General features: G+C 47.4%; 18 protein-coding genes. 17 read left to right on the forward strand and 1 reads right to left on the reverse strand.

Going from position 1 to position 21,366, the window contains the following annotated elements:
- Nucleotides 1–4: 4 nt before the first annotated feature.
- The 6 genes from ACXHJ1_RS16600 to ACXHJ1_RS16625 all read left to right on the forward strand — a co-directional run bounded on the left by ACXHJ1_RS16600 (nt 5) and on the right by ACXHJ1_RS16625 (nt 5,528).
- On the forward strand, nt 5–1,990 hold the full coding sequence (locus tag ACXHJ1_RS16600; protein ID WP_107733359.1) for a helicase-associated domain-containing protein: 1,986 nt from the start codon (nt 5–7) through the stop codon (nt 1,988–1,990).
- Between the two features lie 107 nt (nt 1,991–2,097).
- The gene (locus tag ACXHJ1_RS16605) at nt 2,098–2,538 is read left to right on the forward strand and encodes a YlbF family regulator (RefSeq protein ID WP_016822365.1); all 441 of its coding nucleotides are present in this window, start codon (nt 2,098–2,100) and stop codon (nt 2,536–2,538) included.
- Nucleotides 2,539–2,572: 34 nt separating this feature from the next.
- A complete protein-coding gene (locus tag ACXHJ1_RS16610) occupies nt 2,573–2,833 on the forward strand; it encodes a YlbG family protein (protein WP_017427798.1) in 261 nt (86 codons plus the stop codon).
- Nucleotides 2,834–3,062: 229 nt separating this feature from the next.
- Nucleotides 3,063–3,500, forward strand: a complete 438-nt coding sequence (locus tag ACXHJ1_RS16615; RefSeq protein ID WP_013371860.1) for a hypothetical protein — start codon at nt 3,063–3,065, stop codon at nt 3,498–3,500.
- A gap of 200 nt (nt 3,501–3,700) precedes the next feature.
- Nucleotides 3,701–4,675: a selenium metabolism-associated LysR family transcriptional regulator gene (locus tag ACXHJ1_RS16620; RefSeq protein WP_016822363.1), complete on the forward strand. Its 975-nt coding sequence runs from the start codon at nt 3,701–3,703 to the stop codon at nt 4,673–4,675.
- Nucleotides 4,659–5,528: a PHP domain-containing protein gene (locus ACXHJ1_RS16625; RefSeq protein ID WP_107733360.1), complete on the forward strand. Its 870-nt coding sequence runs from the start codon at nt 4,659–4,661 to the stop codon at nt 5,526–5,528. Before ACXHJ1_RS16620 ends, ACXHJ1_RS16625 begins: the two co-directional genes overlap by 17 nt.
- A gap of 94 nt (nt 5,529–5,622) precedes the next feature.
- Here the strand turns inward: ACXHJ1_RS16625 and ACXHJ1_RS16630 are convergent, their stop codons facing one another.
- On the reverse strand, nt 5,623–7,371 hold the full coding sequence (locus ACXHJ1_RS16630; protein ID WP_107733361.1) for an Rqc2 family fibronectin-binding protein: 1,749 nt from the start codon (nt 7,369–7,371) through the stop codon (nt 5,623–5,625).
- 230 nt (nt 7,372–7,601) lie between these two features.
- Here ACXHJ1_RS16630 and ACXHJ1_RS16635 point away from each other — a divergent pair, with 230 nt between their 5' ends.
- From ACXHJ1_RS16635 to def, 11 genes are all read left to right on the forward strand, one after another.
- Nucleotides 7,602–10,400: a calcium-translocating P-type ATPase, SERCA-type gene (locus ACXHJ1_RS16635; protein WP_107733362.1), complete on the forward strand. Its 2,799-nt coding sequence runs from the start codon at nt 7,602–7,604 to the stop codon at nt 10,398–10,400.
- 109 nt (nt 10,401–10,509) lie between these two features.
- Nucleotides 10,510–11,343: a diaminopimelate epimerase gene (gene dapF, locus ACXHJ1_RS16640; RefSeq protein WP_016822359.1), complete on the forward strand. Its 834-nt coding sequence runs from the start codon at nt 10,510–10,512 to the stop codon at nt 11,341–11,343.
- A gap of 207 nt (nt 11,344–11,550) precedes the next feature.
- Entirely contained in the window at nt 11,551–12,570 is a 1,020-nt protein-coding gene (locus tag ACXHJ1_RS16645) for a hypothetical protein (protein WP_031461721.1), read from the forward strand.
- A gap of 156 nt (nt 12,571–12,726) precedes the next feature.
- Complete coding sequence (locus ACXHJ1_RS16650; protein ID WP_107733363.1) at nt 12,727–14,613, forward strand: bifunctional homocysteine S-methyltransferase/methylenetetrahydrofolate reductase; 1,887 nt, start codon at nt 12,727–12,729, stop codon at nt 14,611–14,613.
- Between the two features lie 35 nt (nt 14,614–14,648).
- Nucleotides 14,649–15,536 (forward strand): YicC/YloC family endoribonuclease, encoded by an 888-nt coding sequence (locus ACXHJ1_RS16655; protein WP_090890041.1) that lies wholly within the window; start codon nt 14,649–14,651, stop codon nt 15,534–15,536.
- Nucleotides 15,537–15,592: 56 nt separating this feature from the next.
- Complete coding sequence (gene remA, locus ACXHJ1_RS16660) at nt 15,593–15,853, forward strand: extracellular matrix/biofilm regulator RemA (RefSeq protein ID WP_005548256.1); 261 nt, start codon at nt 15,593–15,595, stop codon at nt 15,851–15,853.
- Nucleotides 15,854–15,867: 14 nt separating this feature from the next.
- Nucleotides 15,868–16,440 carry a guanylate kinase gene (gmk, locus tag ACXHJ1_RS16665; RefSeq protein WP_016822355.1) on the forward strand — a complete coding sequence of 191 codons (573 nt, stop codon included), beginning with the start codon at nt 15,868–15,870 and terminating at the stop codon, nt 16,438–16,440.
- A gap of 121 nt (nt 16,441–16,561) precedes the next feature.
- On the forward strand, nt 16,562–16,765 hold the full coding sequence (rpoZ, locus tag ACXHJ1_RS16670; protein WP_013371850.1) for a DNA-directed RNA polymerase subunit omega: 204 nt from the start codon (nt 16,562–16,564) through the stop codon (nt 16,763–16,765).
- Nucleotides 16,766–16,855: 90 nt separating this feature from the next.
- On the forward strand, nt 16,856–18,160 hold the full coding sequence (coaBC, locus tag ACXHJ1_RS16675; protein WP_107733365.1) for a bifunctional phosphopantothenoylcysteine decarboxylase/phosphopantothenate--cysteine ligase CoaBC: 1,305 nt from the start codon (nt 16,856–16,858) through the stop codon (nt 18,158–18,160).
- Nucleotides 18,160–20,736, forward strand: coding sequence for a primosomal protein N' (priA, locus tag ACXHJ1_RS16680; RefSeq protein WP_457904934.1), 2,577 nt, complete (start codon nt 18,160–18,162; stop codon nt 20,734–20,736). The genes coaBC and priA overlap by 1 nt, the downstream gene beginning before the upstream one ends.
- 132 nt (nt 20,737–20,868) lie before the next feature.
- On the forward strand, nt 20,869–21,366 hold the full coding sequence (gene def / locus ACXHJ1_RS16685) for a peptide deformylase (protein WP_016822352.1): 498 nt from the start codon (nt 20,869–20,871) through the stop codon (nt 21,364–21,366).

Here is a 21,366-nt window from a genome sequence, read left to right on the forward strand (position 1 = left end):
AAGGATGGGCGTAACGAATACGCAAGGCAGCTGGAATGAGCTTTCAGCGGATGAACTGCTGGTGCTTAAACGATGCTTTATCCGACATGCTGCACAGCCTATGAGGGAAGAGGAGCCTGTGCAGCTTACCCAAGGTGCCTTAAGCGGAGTCGAAACAAAACTGGCACTGCATGGGCTTCGCACCCGGGGGTGGCTGGAGGCAGTTACCAAATCGTGGGGTGAGCGGATTTTATATATTCCGGTTGATCGACTACCCGCTCTGTACGATATGTTGTTAGAGCAAACTCCAATGAACGAGATACATACGGATCATCCGATAACGGTACATGAAGCAATGACTGGACTGGAGTCAGAGTTACTGCATGTGTTGTCACGTATTGCGATGCAGGGAATTCCTTTGACGGCCAAAGGAACCATACATAAGCGGTCATTGCAAAAGTTAAATGAACTGACCCCCTTTCGTCCGGAGGACCTGGAGGGACTAGGGTTACATTATGCGCATGCCGAGCTGTATCCAGTACAAACGGTGGTCATGATCGATTTACTACTCAGTTTGGGGCTTTTAGTGAAAGAAACTGTGTCTTTCCGTATTCAGGAAGCGGAACTGGCGATATGGATTCGTTTGTCTGCTGGGCAAATGCGCAAGCATATTTTTGCCACCCTCATGGAAAGGTACGGCAAGGCTGAAGCGCCCATACAGCATTTTCGCTATATGCTGTGTGCCGTCTCGCAGTATGTAGGTACGGATGGATGGGTATCTATTCAATGTCTGCTGCAATGGATGCTTCAGGTAGGCTTAATGCCGCAGAATCGTTTAAAGGGAAATGATTCTACGAACGGTACCCTTATAGACATTGTTCCTACAAACGCAACTCTCAATGGGCTTGCGGAGGAAACAGTATCTGATTTTAATTTCAATGGACCTTTTATGGAAGATATAAAGGGTTGGTTGAAGGCCCTGACGGCTTTTGGAATGGGGGATTGGGGTCAGACCACATCAGGTGAATTGTGTTTTCGCTGGAATGTCTCTGTGACAGATCTGCTTCGTCCCTATCATGGTGAGGATACACATCAAGAGCAAGGTGCCTTTTATGTGCAGCCTGATTTTGAAATATTAGTGCCGCCAGATGTCGCATATGATGTGCGCTGGCGATTGGAATGCTGCTGTGAACGTGTGACAGGAGACCGGATGGTAGTATATCGGATTACCAGAGAGAGTATTACAGAGGCAATCGAGCTGGGCATGGAGTCCAAGGCGATTCCTGCTCTTTTGGACAAGTACAGTCGGACAGGGGTGCCAGAACATGTACGGCTGGCAGTAGAGCAGTGGGCAGGCGATGTCGGACGAACGGCTTTTGCGACGGTAACACTTTTGCGATGCGGTACTCAGGATGATGCGGACATAGTTGCGCGTCATCCTGCACTGGAAGGATCACTGGAGCGACTCGGTGACAAAGATTTTATTATCCCGGTGCGCTCTGCTGACAAAATAAGAAAAGCGCTCGCTGCAATTGGATTAAGTCCGCGTCTTGAGCCAAAAGGTGCGGATGAGCCAGCTCATCATTATCCACTTTTGACGGAGATAGAGAACCTAGAAGCAGGCCGTTCCCTATTTTCACAAGAGGGAAGAGCTGGTCTGGTTTACACAGGGCGTACGTTGCATTTCTATGAACAAGAGCACACCCTGCCTGATCCGTCTGACTATTTTCCAGAAAGATCTACAGTACCCTCTTCATGGACAAAAGAATGGAGGAGTTACCATACGTCCACTTCCAGGCAGTTGATGGAGCAAGCGATCCGTTGGCAGGCGGCGGTGGGATTGCGTATCAGCGGGAAAGAGGTTAAATGGATACCGGAATCAGTGGTTTCTGGCGATCCCTGGAGTGTCACAGGCTGGTACGCCTCAGGAATGGATGAGGAAACACCTTCTCGTGCGACCTTGCAGCCAAGGGATTGGTCCGAGATGAGGCTGTTGGTTCCTTTTACATAGTCGTGTCAGGAAGTGCATGAAACTCCTTCTTCTCAAAAGAAGGATGTGGTATGATAAATGAGTCTACTTTTATTGGGTAGAACTTTATATAAAGTGAGATGACATTCATGAGCGTAGCCGAATTGAACACGGTCAATATGGCAGAAGTGCTTATTAACGCCTATGAATTGGGCGATATGGTCAACCGGTCCTTTGAGGTATCGGATTATTTATATTGGAAGCAGCGTGTGGAATTGAATCCGTCTATTCAGGCGTGTGTACGCAAGCTGGATGCCAAAAAGGAGCTTTTCGCTGAAACGGAGCGTTTTGGGCATTTTCATCCCAACTATCATGAAGCGAAGGACGCGGTGCAGGTCGTTGAACTGGAGCTAGAACAATTTGAGGCTGTTAAGGAGTTCAAACGGGCCGAAAAGGCGCTGGATGATATGCTTCATGCCATGTCTGAAACGATTGCATATTCCGTGTCCGAGACCATTAAGGTGCCGAGCAACGATCCGAATGTGAAAAAGGGCGGATGCGGCAGCGGAGGAAAATGCTCCTGCGGATAGGCCATAGGAATGATACGGAGGGGAGATGAAGCGAATGTTTGCCGAGCGGACAGGGTACATCATTTGGGTAAGCGATATCAAGGCTGCCCGCAATCTGGAGAAATACGGAAATGTCCACTATATTTCAAAGCGTATGCATTATGTAGTTATTTATATGAATGCGGATCGGGCAGAGGACACCGTTAAAAATATTCGCAGACTTTCCTATGTACGTAAGGTTGAGCGCTCTTTCCGAAATGAGATTAGGACGGAGTACAACGACGATAAGGAAAAGATGAAAGAATATGAAATATAAGCTTTGATTGTCTATACATTCAGAATTCTTAAAAAAGGTCAGCCTACGGGCTGGCTTTTTTTTGTGAAGCCAGGACTTTTGCATACTAATCTTAATGCTGTTAGACCTAAAAAATCTTTAAAAAACACCCATAAACTTCAATTTTGTAACTTGTAGTCCCGGGTCTGTTGAGGTAACATATGAATATATTGGTAGATATAAAGACCTATCTGGTGGGGAGAGTGATCCCGTGCGTGACAAGGCAATGCAGCGATGGAGTACATACGAACCGTTCTACGTGGAGATGGGCGATAAGAAAGTCGCCGATATCGTGATTACAAATCATGCGAAAACACGTTATTTAGATCGGGTAGAGCAGAAACAGTCCGAGACGAATCATATCGCCGCCTGGCTTTGGGAGTGCCTGAAGCAAAACAGGATGGAGTCCTACTATCATAATGAAGAGGATGTATATTTAATTGATGGTGATCTGGTCGTTGTCGCCGAATTTGGTGAGTTGCCAGGTGAGATGGACATTGCGGGAAATCCGCTTCATAAGATGATTATCATTACCTTTTTGGGTCGGATGTCAGAGACTATCGAATTGAGGGACTTAAAATCTTACTATTCATGGCTGCGCCATTCGCGGCGCATGACACTGATGAAAAGCACTCGTAAGCAAAAATAGACGGTGATTTGGCGAACGGTTCCATTAGAAACCGCGCTCATTGACACCGTCGAGTTTGAGTAGAAGTATGCAGTTATCAGCTGCATGCTTTTTTATTTTGCAAGCATATACTCCTCATTTCGGTAAGTTTACTCGGAAATTGTTCGCAGACGTTTTTCTTATGCTAAAATAAGGAGATCAGAGGGGAGAGGGCTGTCAATATGAACTTTCATCAGCTGCACATTTTTTATACCGTAGCGGAGCGCGGAAGCTTCTCGGCGGCGGCGCAAGCGCTGCATATGACGCAACCTGCGGTGACGATGCAAATTCAATCTTTGGAAGATTATTTTGGCACGAAGCTACTGCACCGATCGACTAAAAAAATTGAGCTTTCGGAGGCAGGAGCGACATTACTTCCTTTTGCAAAAAGAAGTATGCAACTGATCAGGGAAGCTGACGAGGCAATGTCTGCTTTTACTCACATGCTGGAGGGAAGATTGCATATTGGCGCCAGCCTAACGATTGGTGAATATATTGTGCCAAGAATGTTGGGCCCGTTTGGTCAGGAGTACCCTCACATACGCATGGCAATGAATGTAATGAATACGACTCAAATTATGGATGATATACTAAAGCATCAGTTGAATTTAGGGCTGATTGAGGCCCCGGTACAACACCCGGATATTGTGGTGGAATCTGTGATGCAGGACGAACTGAAGCTGATTGTTCCTTCGGGGCATGTGTTAGCCAAGGCCAAAAAAGTAGTTTTAGAAGATGTATTCAAGCATCCTTTTGTAGCTAGAGAAAAAGGTTCTGGTACACGACAAGTCATAGAAGATGGGCTCAAAAATCGTGGTGCGGATGCCTCTCGACTTGATATTGTAATGGAGATGGGCAGCACTGGAGCGGTCAAATCAGCGGTAGAGGCAGGACTGGGGATTACCATGCTGTCACCTTCTTCAGTCAAACACGAGGTTGCGCTCGGGTTGTTGAAAATTGTAAATATTTCAGATATTACCTTCAAACGAGAGTTTTATGCGATTCATCTGAAATCAGCTTTGTTGCCAATCCCGGTAGTAACTTTTTTATCTTACTTGCGTCGTCATGATCAGGGATTGGACGTATTCGAGGACTCGCAGGACAAACTTGTAGTGATGAAAGAGGAGGAGCAATTGCGTAATGAAGGAACAGATTAATTCACAACGATATGATCTACATACACACACCCAAGCATCTGACGGTATGCAATCACCTGCTGATAATGTGCGCTGGGCGAAGGAAAAAGGGTTGGCCGGTGTGGCTATTACAGATCATGATACGGTGGCCGGTTTGGAGGAAGCCTTGGAGGAGGGAAGACGCATTGGAATGACCGTGGTGCCGGGTGTGGAAATCAGTACACGTGCTGGTGGCAAAGATATTCATATATTAGGTTATTTTATGGATTACCGTAATAAAATATTTTTGGAACGGTTGGAAAAGCTGAGACAGGCGCGGGATACCCGTAATGATTTGATTTTGAGTCGATTGCGTAGCTTGGGCCTGGAAATCACACTAGATGAGGTGGTGGTTACAATGGGCAGACCACTAGCGCCAGATGAAAGCATTGGACGTCCGCATATGGCAGATACCCTGGTTCAAAAAGGTTACGCGAAGGACATGCGTGATGCGTTTGACCGTTACTTGGCAGAAGGTGCGCCCGGATACGTATCTGTACCCCGTGTAGAGCCTGCGGAGGCTATAAGCTGGATTCGTGAAGCAGGAGGAGTGCCTGTAGTGGCCCACCCTGGCTTGTATGGAAATGATGAACTGGTGCGCTCCATAATAGAGGCAGCGAAGCCTGTAGGGTTGGAGGTGAGCCATTCAGACCATGATGCTGAGGCTGAGAGCCGATATACTGCAATGGCGCTGCACTATGGGCTTATCGCAACGGGCGGCTCGGATTTTCACGGTGCACGCCAAGGTGTGATTTTCCACGGTGATCTGGGTAGCCGTAGTGTGGATGGTCAGATTGTCGAGGAATTGAGAAAGGCTGCTGTTGGACAAAAGTAAATGAGAAAAAGCCCCTTGCCTACCGCATGGAACACTAGAAGTGTACGTGCAACGGGCAAAGGGTTTTTTTGTAGATTCCATATGCTGGTGGAACTTAGCCGTTTTTGATGCGGTTCGGCAGCTTTTTGACCAGTTCCTCATCAGGTGTGATAAAGAGCGTACGCTGATGATCGTAGATGACAAAGCCGGGCTTCGCACCGCTTGGCTTGCGTACATACCGAATCAAGGTGGCGTCTACAGGTACGCTGCTAGACTGCTTGGCTTGGCTGAAATAGGCAGCCAGTTGAGCAGCTTCCTCCAACGTTGCGTCTCCGAATTTCTCGGCACGAATAACGACGTGTGACCCTGGAATATCCTTTGTATGCAGCCACGTGTCATTGGGTCCGGCCAGTCGGTTGGTCACATATTCATTCTGCAAGTTATTTTTGCCGACCAGCAGCTCGATGCCTTCGGATGATGTATATACGTGCAAGGTCGGGCGGTCATTTTTCTTCTTTTTCTTTCCTTTTTTAACCCGATCTCTGAGATAGCCCTGCTGAACCAGCTCTTCACGTATTTCCTCAATGTCGTTAATAGAGGCATGGGCTAGCTGCTGAAGAAGATTGTCCATATAACGAATTTCTTCGTGTGTTTTTGCTAGTTGTTCGTCAATGACAGCCAGGCTGTTTTTATATTTGTTATACTTTTTAAAATAACGTTGTGCATTATCTGAAGGATTGAGTAGCGGGTCCAATGGAATGCTGATCGCACCCTGTTCCTCGTCATAAAAGTTAGTGAGTGTTACTTCCTTGTCTCCCTTTTTTACCTCATGCAGTGAAGCAAATAGCAGCTCTCCGTAAATCCGAAATTGATCGGCATCTTCCGCTTCGGCCAAATCCTGATGGAGATGATCGAGTTTTTTTACGTTTTTGCTCCGCTCGTTTTGGAGAAACCGTAGTAGGTCGCTAACCTTTTGCTTAACCGTGTCCCTTTCTGCTTTTTCACCGAAAAAGTCCTCCATACACTCACTGATAGTAGCGTATTCCTTACGTTCTCCTTCGATCAGCGTCAGTGGAATGGCTGAAAATATTACTTTATCTTGTGCGTTCAGTCCAGATACTGGCTGAAAACGATGATTCCGCACGTCATCCATAATGTCACTGAATGTCCTCCACAGTCGGCGATCCTTGTCACCAGATGCTTCTTCGTTAGATGCTCGGATTAGTATCTCTTCAGCAATAAGGGGACTAAGTCCGGTAAAAGTGTTCACGAGCCAGCGTTTGGGAGCTTCTTCGGCCTCAAGGGCTGCTTGATACGAGGAGATGAAGGCTGCTTCTTCGACTTCTAGTGGATTCAGCTTATTTTGTTCAGGAGGCTCTGTGTATTGAAAGCCTGGCATAACGACCCGATAGCTGCTGATAGAGGGTGTGACATGATGAATGCCATCCAGCATCATACCTGTTTCCGGGTCAAGCAAAATAATATTGCTATGTCTACCCATCACTTCAATAATAATGCGCTTCAATGAAATATCCCCCAGCTCATCACGCTGACGTATATCCATATGAATAATGCGCTCCATGCCCACCTGCGTGATGTTCTCAATAATGCCTCCTTCGCAATGTTTGCGAAGAAGCATACAAAACATGGGAGCTTCTGTCGGATTGAGAAAGCTTTGCTCTGTAAAATGTACGCGCGGAAATGTCGGATTAGCCGACAGCAACAGCTTTATACTCCCGCCTTGTGCCCGCAGGTTCAGCACGATATCGCGTTCGTTTGGCTGATGTATTTTATTAATGCGCCCGCCCCGGATGGCTTGCAGTTCGTGTACGATAGCGCGGGTTACGATTCCGTCCAATGCCATAATGTATGTTCTCCTTTGAAGCAAATGTATTTTCGCCTTCCTCCTATGATACATAACTTTGGGACAAAACTTAAGCGGCTTTGTGATATTTCGAGTCCTGTCCGAATAGATTGAATCAAGAAAGTCTGTCCAGCATATCAGCAATCGTGGCACAAAAATAGAATAACGGGCAGCCATCCTACGCACAACCGACGGAAACGGACTATCTGACCGGGAGGGAATTGGGGAGAATGGAACAAGCACACTGGCACCAATTAAGCAATGAGCAGCTTTCAACTAGTCTGGAAGTCGACCCGAAGCAGGGTCTTTCGGAGGAACAGATTGCGGAACGAAGAGAAAGGACGGGTTGGAATGAGCTGAGCGAGGGCAAGCGTGTTTCGGCAATTTTGCTGCTGCTCAACCAGTTCAAGGATTTTATGATGCTTGTATTGATGGGAGCGACCCTGATCTCTGGCCTACTCGGCGAGTATCTGGATGCGATTACCATTATTGCTATCGTTGTGCTAAATGGAATTCTCGGCTTTGTGCAGGAATTCAGAGCTGAACGTTCATTGCGAGCTTTAAGACAGCTTTCGGCTCCAACCGCCAAGGTGCTGCGAGGCGGCAAACGAATACATGTTCAGGCCAGAGAACTGGTGCCGGGCGATATCGTGCTGCTGGAAAGTGGTGATCGTATCCCTGCAGATGTAAGGTGGTTGAGTACAAATGGCTGTGATGTTGAGGAGTCTGCCCTGACAGGTGAATCGGTTCCGGTGAGTAAGCATTCCCGTCCTATTCATGCCGCCGAAGTACCTCTTGGGGACCAAAAGAACATCGGTTTTATGGGCACCATGATGACCAGAGGCACCGCACAAGGCGTGGTCATTCGCACAGGCATGAGTACCGAAATGGGAAAGATCGCAGACTTGATCGAAAATACGGAGTCGCAGGAGACACCGTTACAGCACAGACTGGAACAGTTGGGCAAAATTTTGATTATTGTGGCGTTAGCGCTAACCGTGCTCGTGGTCGTAGCGGGTATTTTGCATGGTCAGCCAGCCATGAGCATGTTTTTGGCCGGCGTGAGCTTGGCTGTGGCAGCTATACCAGAAGGATTGCCCGCGATTGTAACCATTGCACTCGCTTTGGGTGTACAGCGTATGATCAAACGCAAGGCCATTGTGCGCAAGCTGCCTTCCGTTGAGACGCTCGGCTGTGCGTCTGTCATTTGCTCTGACAAAACGGGCACACTGACCCAAAATAAAATGACAGTCACCAAGCTGTGGCTGGATGGTCGTTTCTGGGGAGTTACCGGGGAAGGTTATGATCCACACGGTCATATTATGGACAGGGATCTTCCGGCCGACCTAAAAAACGGACAATCCTTGCGTAGATTGCTGCAAGCTAGTGTACTTTGTAATAATGCGGAGATTGTTCAAGCTGACATAGATGAGCTGCGTTCAAAAAAGAAAACCAAAGAGCCGACGCCTTCCGCTGTTTGGGAGCTGAAAGGTGATCCGACAGAAGGAGCGCTGGTCACGTTAGCTGCCAAAGGCGGAGTCACGCGACAAGGGCTATACGAACTGTACACACGGGAGCGAGAATTTCCTTTTGACTCAGATCGGAAGCGGATGTCGGTACTCGTACGCCACCAGGGAGGACATATTGTATTTGCCAAAGGAGCGCCAGACGTGCTACTGGGTCAGTGCTCTTACATTTTATGGGAAGGGAATGTCGTTCCGTTAACGGGTACGCTGCGCCAAAAGGTATTGGCAGCCAATGAAGGTATGGCATCGGAGGCGCTGCGTGTACTTGGCGTCGCTTACCGTGATATCCGCTCGCATGAGCGTGTCTCTACAGTTGAGGAGGCTGAAACACAGCTGATTTTTATCGGCCTGACCGGCATGATTGATCCGCCACGCCGCGAGGTTCGCGAGGCCATTGGCAAGTGCCGTCGTGCCGGCATTCGCACGGTGATGATTACGGGCGATCATGGTACAACTGCGGAGGCCATTGCACAGCAGCTGGGCATTCTCCAACGCGGCTCAAATGTATTGACAGGACAGCAACTGTCTCTCATGGATGATGCGGCGTTGGATAACGTTGTTGATACCGTCTCTGTGTATGCGCGGGTGTCGCCGGAACACAAGCTGAGAATCGTCAAGTCGCTGCAAAGACGCGGACATGTCGTAGCTATGACCGGAGATGGCGTCAATGACGCACCTGCGATCAAGGCATCGGATATCGGTATTGCCATGGGCATTACAGGAACAGACGTGACCAAAGAAGCAGCTGCACTTGTACTGAGTGACGATAATTTCTCAACAATTGTAGCGGCAATTGAGGAAGGACGAAATATTTACGAGAACATCCGTAAATTCATTCGTTATCTACTCGCCTCCAATGTTGGCGAAATTTTGACGATGTTCTTTGCCATGATGGCTGGGCTGCCGCTACCTTTGTTACCCATTCAGATTTTGTGGGTGAACCTGGTAACTGACGGTTTGCCAGCGATGGCTCTGGGTGTGGATCAGCCGGAAAAGGATCTTATGGAGCATAAGCCTCGTGGCGCAAAGGAAAATATTTTTGCACGTCGACTGGGCTGGAAAATTATTAGTCGCGGTCTGTTGATTGGCTTATGTACACTTGCGGCCTTTTGGTTGACATTACGGATTGCTCCGAATGATGCAGGGCAATTGATCAAAGCGCAGTCGGTTGCATTTGCTACGTTAGTGCTGGCGCAGTTAATTCATGTATTTGATTGCCGCAGCTCCCGCTCCGTTTTCCATCGTAATCCGTTTCAAAATAGTTATCTCGTGCTTGCCGTACTGTCCTCCATTGTACTGATGCTGGTTGTAATGTATGTGCCTGTGCTGCAGCCTATTTTCAAAACGGTACCCCTTGGTTTACGTGAATGGGCACTATCTATTGTCGCAGCTGGAATTCCTACGTTCCTAATGGGAGCGGGAAGTGTATGGGGCGGTCGACGTAACCGTCGTCACGGCGGAAATACACGATTTTCAGCGGGACGTACAAAGTTCTCAGCCTAGAATTCGGGTCTTGCATATCGCATCGCTTTCCCGCTTTTGCCCTGTATGATATTATGGGATCAAAGCTTCAAGAGGAGCATGAGATCAGCAGCAACGGCGGGGGGAAGCTATGGAATTCACTAAAATGAATGGTCTGGGTAATGATTTTATCGTTTGGTACGGGCATCAGGAATTGCCGTCTGACGCCTCGGAATTAGCTGTTCGGCTATGTGATCGACATTTTGGTATTGGCGCCGATGGATTGGTATATATATTGCCGTCTGAAAAAGCAGATTTTCGCATGCGCATCATTAACTCGGACGGCTCGGAGGCCGAGCAATGCGGTAACGCTATTCGTTGTGCTGCCAAATATGTGTATGACCGTAAGCATATCAACCGTGAACAGATCACAATTGAGACGCTGGGTGCAGGTGTGCAGCAGGTTGAACTGACTGTGGAAAACGGAACTGTACGAATGGTAAAGGTAGATATGGGAGAGCCGATTCTGGAAGGATTGAAAATTCCAACTACACTCGATTTGACTAACGTAATAGATGAGCCCATTGAAGCTGGAGGAAGTGGTTTTCGCTTTACGGCTGTTTCTATGGGAAATCCGCACTGTGTCATTTATGTTGAGGATGCGCCTAGCTTTGATCTGGAGGCCTGGGGGCCAAAGCTGGAGTGTCATCCATTGTTCCCTAAAAAAACAAATGTTGAGTTCGCCACGGTACGTAGTCGGAAGCATATAGATATGAGGGTATGGGAGAGGGGAGCAGGACCTACGCTAGCCTGTGGAACTGGAGCCTGTGCTACGCTTGTTGCTTCTGTACTAAATGGATACAGCGACCGCCGCGCCATGGTAAGCCTAAAGGGCGGCGATCTGGATATTGAATGGAGCGAGGATGATAATCACATTTATATGACAGGTCCGGCTGAGATTGTATTCGAAGGTCGTCTATTCTGAATTGATGTGAATGATAAGAATAGCCCGTAAATGACCTGAGAATATATAGAAGTGAAGGGGAAGAAGACCTGAGTAGGTCTTCTTTTTTTGTCCTTTTATGCCGCTGTTTACTGGGGAAATGGTGAACCAAGCGATATTCTGTCTTTTTTTGACGTCTGAACAATGTATAATATAGAAAATGAGAAAACGATAAGGAGGCCGTTCATAGTGCGGAAATTTCGTTGGATTTCAGCAGTTGCAGTCCTCATACTTGTAGCCACCGCGCTTCCGGTTCAAGCGGCGACTATTCCTGCTGCCACGGGAACGACGGACAAGCAGGTGGGCTCGCTAACTCCGACAGTCGTAAGCCGTTTAGAAAAAGCAGTACAAGAACTTATCGGTTCAAAAGCTGCATTTCAATTTGACGATGTAACGGATATGGGGAAAACCTGGATTGTCGAGGGTGAATTGGAAGACGGAACAGCTACGTTGCAGACAGAATATAATAAAGAGAAAAACAGAGTAGATTCTACAACTATACGATATAAAATAAGTAGTTTGGGAAAGGCGATGAACGCGCCACTCAAGGCAAAAGTATTAAACAGCGCCAAAGCGTTTGACAGCAAGCGTCCCTTACAATTTGAAGCATTCTGGCGGGTCAAATCCCCCTATCAGTCCAACAAGCCTTCGAATTACTGGGTATTCTGGGGGGCAGGAGAAAAAGCTTCCTCATTGTATGTTGATGTGGATCAAGGTAATGCTATTACCGTCAATGCGGACTATGCGCTGAGACAGGTGGACCCAGTATTATTGAACCGTGCAATGAACACATTTAAGCGAGTGAGTGGACAGCGAATCACAGTGCAGCATGCCTCACGCTACAAGGATGAGAAGAATGGGCTTTCTTATTGGTCGTTCGAGGATGCAAGTGAGGCGAATGAGGTCAAAATTGGAGCGGTAACTGGCAAAGTGCTGGCTGTATCCACCTCTGGGATGGACTGGAATGATGACGCAGATTTCAAAAAATCTTTTGCAAGTCCAAAATATACCGCCGCCGAAGCATTGAAGCTGGTCAAGCCTAAGGTTCAACTATTGTTCAATATCAATGTGTCCGGTTATAAAGTGAATGTTCAAGGAAATCAATATACGTTCTCCCAAAAGGGGACGGATTCTATTGTGGCTAAAGTAAATAAAAAAGGGACTTTTTACGAGTTTTCTCTCCATTCTTCTGATGGGAAAATGCTATGAAAATGTAGTGGTAAATAGAAAATGATAACTCAAGTTGCCTTACTCCTGGTATCATTTTGTCGGGGCGTGAGGCGGCTTTTTTTGTTTTTGGCTTATGTTTGTAGTCTCTTTATGTTACATTAGTATGAAAATAAAGAGCGGGGTGGAGCAGAGGACATGAAACCGGATTTGCGTACTGTGCTGAATCGTGAAATTATTGTCGGAGACGGCGCTATGGGGACTTTTTTGTACCAGCTAGGATTTCCAGTAAATACGTCTTACGAAGAACTGAACATTACTTCGCCTGATGTTATATCAGACGTACATGGTCAGTATTTAAATGCAGGAGCACGATTGCTGGAGACGAATACATTCTCTGCAAATGATTATAAGTTAGCTCGCTTTGGACTGGAATCTAAGGTGGAAGAGATTAATCGTGCTGGTGTGCGAATTGCCAAGGCTGCTGCCGGACCTGAACATTATGTAGTAGGTGCGGTCGGTTCCATATGCGGAGGCAAACGTCTTAACATATCCAAGCTGGAGCTGTCAAGAAACTACGAGCAGCAGATCGATGCCCTTCTTTCCGAAGGGGTTGACGGCATTTTATGCGAAACGTTTTATTCACTGGACGAAATGCGCATTGCGCTTCACAGTGTACGTAAATACAGTGACATTCCGGTAATTTGTCAATTTGCGGTCGATCAGGTTGGTCGTACCCAAGATGGTTTTCTAGTGTCAGAAGCTTTTTCAACACTGCGTAGTGAAGGAGCTGACATCCTCGGGTTTAACTGTCACTCCGGTCCGCAGGGAATTATGAGTGTAATGGAGCAGCTGGATGGTCCTTTGTCTGTACCGCTGTCTGTATATCCAAATGCGGGACTGGCAGATTATGTGGACGGTCACTATGTATACGGTGCATCACCTGAATATTTCGGAGAATGTGCCGCGTCCTTTGTAGATCTCGGGACCAGGCTGATTGGTGGTTGTTGCGGAACTACGCCAGACCATATTGCTGCTATTTCCAAAGCTTTAAAAAATTTGCAACCGCCCCCGTTGGCTCCAAAAGAAGCTTTGTCGACAGAGTCCATTCATGTGGTGGAGCAGACAGCAAATGAAGGGGGACGAGGCAATGGCAGACATGCCAGCGAACCCAACATTGTGGATCTGGTTAAGGAACGGCATACGGTCATTGTAGAGCTGGATCCTCCGCGAGATCTGGACATTACCCGGTTTATGCAAGGTGCGCATGCCTTGAAGAAAGCCGGAGCCGATGCACTTACACTTGCTGACAATTCGCTCGCAGTCACTCGTATGAGCAACATGGCGCTTGGGCATCTGGTTAGTATTGAAACAGGCTTGCGTCCATTAATTCATATCGCATGTCGTGACCGTAATCTGATTGGTACTCAATCCCACATGATGGGTTTTGACGCACTGGGTATTGACCATGTACTGGCGGTTACTGGTGATCCGGCGCGGTTTGGTGATTTACCAGGCGCCAGTTCGGTGTATGATATGACATCTTTTGAAATCATACGCATGATCAAGCAGCTAAATGATGGCGTCGCATTTTCCGGTAAACCACTCAAGCAGAAAGCTAATTTTGTGGTGGGAGCTGCTTTTAATCCGAATGTTAAGCATTTGGGTAAAGCCGTACAGCGGTTGGAAAAGAAAATTGCCTCCGGGGCCGATTATATTATGACCCAGCCTGTTTACGATCCTGAGCTGATTATAGCCATTGCAGAAGAGACACGGCATTTGGAAATACCGATTTTTATCGGTATTATGCCGCTGGCTAGTGGCCGCAATGCAGAATACTTGCACAATGAAGTGCCAGGCATTCAGTTATCCGATGAGGTGCGTGCACGTATGTCGGGACTGGAGGGCTCGGAAGGACGAGCAATGGGCGTGTCTATTGCCAAGGAGCTGCTTGATACGGCCATGGAACATTTTAATGGGATCTATTTCATGACTCCTTTTATGTTCTATGAAATGACAGCTGAGCTGACTTCATATGTATGGGAAAAATCAGGCCGAGTACAGGCCCCCTTGTTTCGACTATAATAATCAATTACAATAGTATAATGGATGTGATGCCGATGTCATTGAGTATGACCGGATACGGTCAAGCCATCCTTCATCATGAGGGGTATAAAGTGCGCTTGGAATTGAAATCGGTCAATCACCGCTATTGCGAAGTGATGATGAGAATTCCACGTGAATGGACTCGTTATGAAGATGGCTTGAGAAGAACGGTTCAACAGCAGATTAAACGCGGTCGTATCGATGTTTTCATCCACAGGGAACGTGATGAAGAACAGATACCCGCCGCACGGTTGAATGACACTGTGGTGCAGGCTTACCTGCGTGCAGCGGAGCAGCTGGCAGATCGTTATGGCGTTAAAGGAACGTTAGGTATAAGTGATATCCTTGCTTTGCCTGATGTTCTGGGTGAGCCTGGAGAGGCTTGCAATGGAGACGAAGATGACTGGGAAGAGCAACTACAGCGAGCTTTGAATGAAGCTTTGCAAGGTTTGCTGGAGATGAGAAGGCGAGAAGGCGGGCATTTGGTACAAGATGTGGAATCCCGCATTTTACGTTTGGAATCCTTTCATCATGAAATGGCGGTGTTGGCTCCTCATGTTGTGAGCGACTACCGTAACAGGCTGAAGAACAGGCTTAAAGAGCTTCAGGACGGTTCATTTACGCTTGATGAACATAAGTTCGGAATGGAGATTGCGTTATTCGCGGATCGCAGCAATATTGATGAGGAGCTTACCCGGCTTCAAAGTCATTTTGGACAGTGCAAAAGATTGCTGCTGTCGGACGAGCCGGCCGGTCGCAAATTAGATTTTTTAATCCAGGAAATGAACAGGGAAGTCAACACGATCGGCTCTAAGGCTAATCATCTCACATTAGTTAACTTGGTCGTTGAGATGAAAGCAGAGCTCGAAAAAATTCGTGAGCAGGCTGCAAATATTGAGTAGCTACCTGGTAGCGGCACGGCTGCAATAGTCACATGTATAGGGGGAAAGACCTGAATATGGCAATCAAATTGATCAATATTGGCTTTGGCAATATCGTGTCGGCCAACCGAATAATCTCCATCGTCAGTCCGGAGTCTGCTCCGATCAAGCGGATTATACAGGAAGCCAGGGACCGTCATATGCTAATTGATGCTACCTATGGCCGCCGGACACGGGCTGTTATTATTACAGACAGTGATCATGTAATCCTGTCTGCGGTGCAGCCGGAGACGGTCGCTCATCGCCTATCCACTAAAGATGATGACAATGACGAATAAAAATGGAGTGTACTATGGCTAAGGGATTATTATTTGTAATATCCGGACCTTCGGGGGTCGGTAAAGGAACGGTAGGCAATGCATTGCGCGAAAAGCTACCTGAGATAACGTATTCTGTTTCTGCTACAACTCGAACACCTCGTTCGGGCGAGCAAGATGGAGTGACCTATTTTTTCAAAACGCGTGAAGATTTTTTAGGGATGATTGAACGGGATGAATTGTTGGAGTACGCAGAGTATGTAGGTAACTACTATGGCACTCCACGTGATTTTGTAGACCAGACGCTTGCGCAGGGTAAAGATATCTTTCTGGAAATTGAAGTTCAGGGCGCGCTAAAGGTTAAAGAAAAATTTCCAGAAGGCATATTTATATTCTTGCTTCCACCTTCGCTGGATGAGTTGAAGGATAGAATTCGGGGACGTGGCACAGAAACTCAAGCAACCATTGATCACCGTATGTCGGTAGCTGTGGACGAGATGAACCTGTTGCGTCACTATGATTATGCGGTTGTCAATGATGAGATTGATTTCGCTTGTAAACGAATAGAATCCATTATTATCGCCGAACATTGTAAGGTTCGACCTTAAGCGAGGGCTTTACATATGCCAAGCGTACCAAAAGAGAAATAATACTGTATAAGCTGAGCTTGAAGGTGTACACTGGAGTTCAGCTTATACAGCTTAAAACTACATGAAGAGGTGTCTATTCGTGCTGTATCCTTCCATTGATGAAATGATGAAAAAGGTAGATAGTAAATATTCGCTGGTTGTAGCGGCATCACGCCGTGCTAGACAGTTGCGTGAGGGCGAGAAGACGAGCTTGAAGAGTCCTAAATCTCACAAACAGGTTGGAGTAGCTCTGGAAGAGATCTATGCAGATCATCTTTTGCTTGAAAGCGGCGAAGAAGAATAAGAATTATAGACAATCATTATAACCAGGCGCAATGCCAATTCCTTTGACAACCGCAAGGTTGTTATTTTTTTCGGTCAGGGGGAGTTAACGATGTTGAAGGGGAAAGTTATTATTCTTGGTATAACCGGCGGAATTGCTGCCTATAAAGGGGCTGCGCTCTGCAGTAAGTTGACGCAAAAGGGAGCCGATGTACATGTGATTATGACGGCTTCTGCCAAGGAGTTTATTACCGAACTTACGCTGCAGTCACTCTCTCGCAATCCGGTGTACAGTGATACATTTGATGAAAGAGAGCCGTCTATCGTATCCCATATTCATCTGGCGGATGCGGCTGATCTGGTGCTAGTTGCTCCTGCAACGGCGAATATCATCGGGAAAATGGCGCATGGTCTTGCTGATGATATGTTATCGACAACGTTGCTGGCTACGACAGCGCCTATTATGGTGGCCCCTGCGATGAATGTACATATGTACACTCATCCTGCAGTCATGCAAAATATGGAGACACTGGTATCCCGTGGTGTGAAGATGATTGAGCCTGGTGAAGGATTACTGGCTTGTGGTTATGTTGGCAAAGGACGTTTGGAAGAGCCAGAAACTATTGTGCAAACGATTGAGCGCTTTTTTGATCAGCAAGCTCAGGAGCCTGAAGCTACAATCAAGTCTGAAGCACGGTGGTTTGGAGAAGAATCTACGGAGAAACAAGTAACCGAGCGACTTGTAGATAAGAATGAATTAGCGCTTTCGGGAAAAAAAGTCATTGTCACGGCTGGAGGCACGATTGAGCGAATTGATCCTGTCCGTTATATTACGAATGATTCATCTGGTAAAATGGGCTTTGCCATTGCGAAAGTGGCTCAGGAGATGGGGGCAGAGGTGCATTTGATTGCTGCCAATACCAGTGCGGAACCGCCTTCAGGTATTTCGCTTGAAAGAGTCCAGTCAGCTGAAAACATGTACCAGGCTGTGCTAAAACAATGGGAAACGAGTGATATGGTCGTTATGGCTGCTGCCGTTGCAGATTATCGACCACGTGAGGTGGCACAGACCAAGATCAAGAAAAAAGATAGTGTATTTACACTGGAGTTAGTGAAGAACGTCGATATTCTGGAATCACTCGGACGCAGCAAGAAACATCAATTTTTAATTGGTTTTGCAGCAGAAACGGGAAATTTGGAGACGTATGCAATAGATAAATTAGAACGTAAAAATTGTGATTTGCTTGCGGCAAACGATGTAACTGTGGATGGTGCAGGTTTTGGCGTCGATACAAATGCTGTTCAAATATATGACCGAAGCGGGATGGTAGAGCAGATTCCTGTACAGTCAAAGGAAGAGGTTGCGCGTAAACTGCTTACTCTAGCCGCGGGACGCATGGGTGGGGTGCTGCATTAATGGAGACAGGCAATTTAGTTGCCAAGGTCATTGTCGATGTACCTGCCAAGGATACAGATCGTACCTTCGATTATCTGATCCCAGATTCCATGAGACCTTGGATTGAGCCAGGTAGTCGGGTAGCTGTGCCATTTGGCAAACGGACGGTGCAGGCTTTTGTTATCTCGGTAGTTCCAGCTGAAGAGCCGCCGAAATATAGGATGAGGGCGATTCAGGAGTTGCTGGATCTGGTACCGCCCTTATCTCCCGATTTGGTTGAACTGGGCAAATGGATGAGCGAGCGTTATGCTTGTAATCAAATTATGGCACTGCAAGTGATGATTCCTACCGCGCTTAAGGGCAAGGCGGAACGTTATATCTCCATTGCCGAACAGCAAGAGTCTATGAATCCACAGCGGTCTATGCTGTCTAATCAGGGGGATGAGATCGAATGGGCCCTTCTGACTGACGACGGTATGAGCGACCCGGCGGAGCGTCAGATTGTCAGCTTCATTCAGAATAAGGAGCAAGTCCCGTTGCAGCAACTTAGTAGACGTTTCCCCGAGGAGGCGGAGGTTATTAAATCGCTGTTACGCCGCGGAGTGCTTCAGGAAAGCCAGGTTATTAAAGACAAGCTTGGCAAAAAGACGATGAAAGCTGTTGATCTGGCTATCAGCATAGATGAAGCATCCATGGCACTGGAGCAATTTTCTGCCAAGGCGCAGCGTCAGCGGGAGGTACTTGCTTTTTTGCTGGAACGTAGCGAGTTTCTGCCTCTGCCGCTGAAGGAAGTTATGACCTCGTTAGGTGTATCAGCTGCGACGGTTAAGGCACTGGAAGATAAGGGCTATGTATTACAGGAAGATGTTGAAGTGTTCCGCGATCCCTACCGGGGCAGACACTTCAAACCTACAGACCCACTCCCTCTTACGGTAGAGCAGCAGTCGGTGTATGAACGGATTATTCGTCAGCTGGACATGCGTGAGCAAGGAGCTTATTTGCTGCATGGAGTCACAGGAAGCGGTAAGACGGAAATCTATCTGCAGACCATTCAGCGATGTATCGAGCAGAATCGCCAGGCGATTGTGCTCGTACCCGAAATATCATTAACTCCACAAATGGTCGAACGTTTCAAAGGACGTTTTGGCGACCAGGTCGCAGTGATGCACAGTAGATTGTCCGGGGGAGAACGGTACGATGAGTGGCGCAAAATACGCGAAGGCCGTGTAAAAGTAGCGATTGGCGCTCGTTCAGCGGTATTTGCCCCTTTTCGTGAGCTAGGGCTCATTATTATGGATGAGGAGCACGAAACGTCCTATAAGCAGGAAGAGACGCCCAAATACCATGCGCGTGATGTAGCCATTCGCAGAGCGCACCAGCACGGGGCTGTCGTTATTCTCGGTTCAGCTACACCGTCACTGGAAAGCTATTATGCTGCCCGCTCCCAAAGCAATGACGAGTTTGCGCCGCTGCTGCTTGAAATGCCGACCCGCGCATTGGGGAACACGTTACCCGAAGTCCATATCATGGACATGCGTGAGGAGCTACGGGCCGGCAACCGCTCCATGTTCAGCCGTGCGTTGCATAATGGAATCGCAGAGCGATTAGAGCGTAACGAGCAGACGGTATTACTGTTGAACCGGCGTGGTCACTCCACGTTCGTCATGTGCCGGAGCTGCGGCTATGTGGCGGGATGTCCGGATTGTGATATTTCGCTTACCTATCATCAGCGGTCGAACAATTTACGTTGTCATTATTGCGGATATTCCGAGCCTGTACCTCAGACTTGCCCGGAATGCGGTAGTGAGCATATTCGTTACTTTGGTACAGGTACTCAGCGAGTGGAAGAAGAGTTGGCTAAGCTATTCCCTGGTATACGTGTTGTCCGAATGGATGTTGATACAACGACTGAAAAAAACGCTCATGAAAAGCTGCTTAAGCAATTTCGTGATAAAAAAGCAGACGTACTACTGGGTACTCAAATGGTAGCCAAAGGGCTGGACTTTCCCGATGTAACGCTGGTAGGTGTCATTACTGCGGATTCTGCTCTTAATTTACCGGATTTTCGGGCTGCGGAAAAGACCTTTCAGCTGTTAACACAAGTAGCCGGGCGTGCTGGAAGGCATCAATTGCCGGGGGAAGTATTCGTACAATCCTACACTCCAGAGCATTATTCGGTGGTTCATGCAAGCCGTCATGATTATTCATCTTTTGTGAGGGAAGAGTTGAAACACCGCCGTAATTTGCACTACCCGCCATATTGCCGACTTATTTTGGTGACCTTTTCTCATGAACAGCTTCCAGTGCTAGTCCGATTGGCTGAAAATTATTCAGCGACACTACAGGGACGAGCCAGACAACGGGGCTGGTTCGGGAATATGGACCGGCTTACATCGGATGTATTGGACATTTTGGGGCCAGTAGCTTCACCCATTTCGAGAATCAAGAATAGATACCGATTTCAATGTATGATAAAATGGCGTGGAAATATTGACGCGATTGGTTTGGCTCAGCAAGTGGCTGATGAAATGGCCGAATCTGCGCAGGCACAAAAGTTGCTGATTAGTCTGGATGTTGATCCGCAGATGCTGATGTAGAGTGTTAACACTAAAGTTATTCGCACAATTGATGCGGACAAGCCGTCCGTACATAGGATAATGTAGCAGTCGCTTTTGTGATGAATACAGTAAAGCCTAAATGAAGGAAAAAGAGGAAGGTGTTCTGTTGTCATGTCAATTAGAATTATAGTGTTGGAGCCGGATGACGTATTGCACAAAGTAGCAAAGGAAGTTACTAAAGTTACGCCTAATGTGCAAAAGCTGCTGGACGATATGGCAGATACGATGTATGAAGCGGAAGGAGTAGGTCTAGCTGCTCCACAAGTAGGTATTTTGAAGAGGCTCATCGTCGTAGATGCTGGAGATGAGCATGGCTTGATAAAAATGATCAATCCAGAAATTGTGGCCGAAGAAGGAGAGCAATTGGGACCTGAAGGCTGCCTAAGTATTCCAGGGTTGAACGGGGATGTACGTCGTGCCGAGAAGGTTACAGTCAAGGGACTGGATCGCGAGGGCAAGGCTATTACCGTTACAGCGACAGGGTTGCTTTCTCGTGCTTTTCAGCATGAAATTGATCATCTAAATGGAGTATTGTTCACGGATATTGCAGAAAAAGTATATGAGGTTGCTCTGGAACAGCCAGGACCGAACCGTCAGACAGGGGAGTGA

The organism is Paenibacillus sp. ALE2, assembly GCF_054113385.1.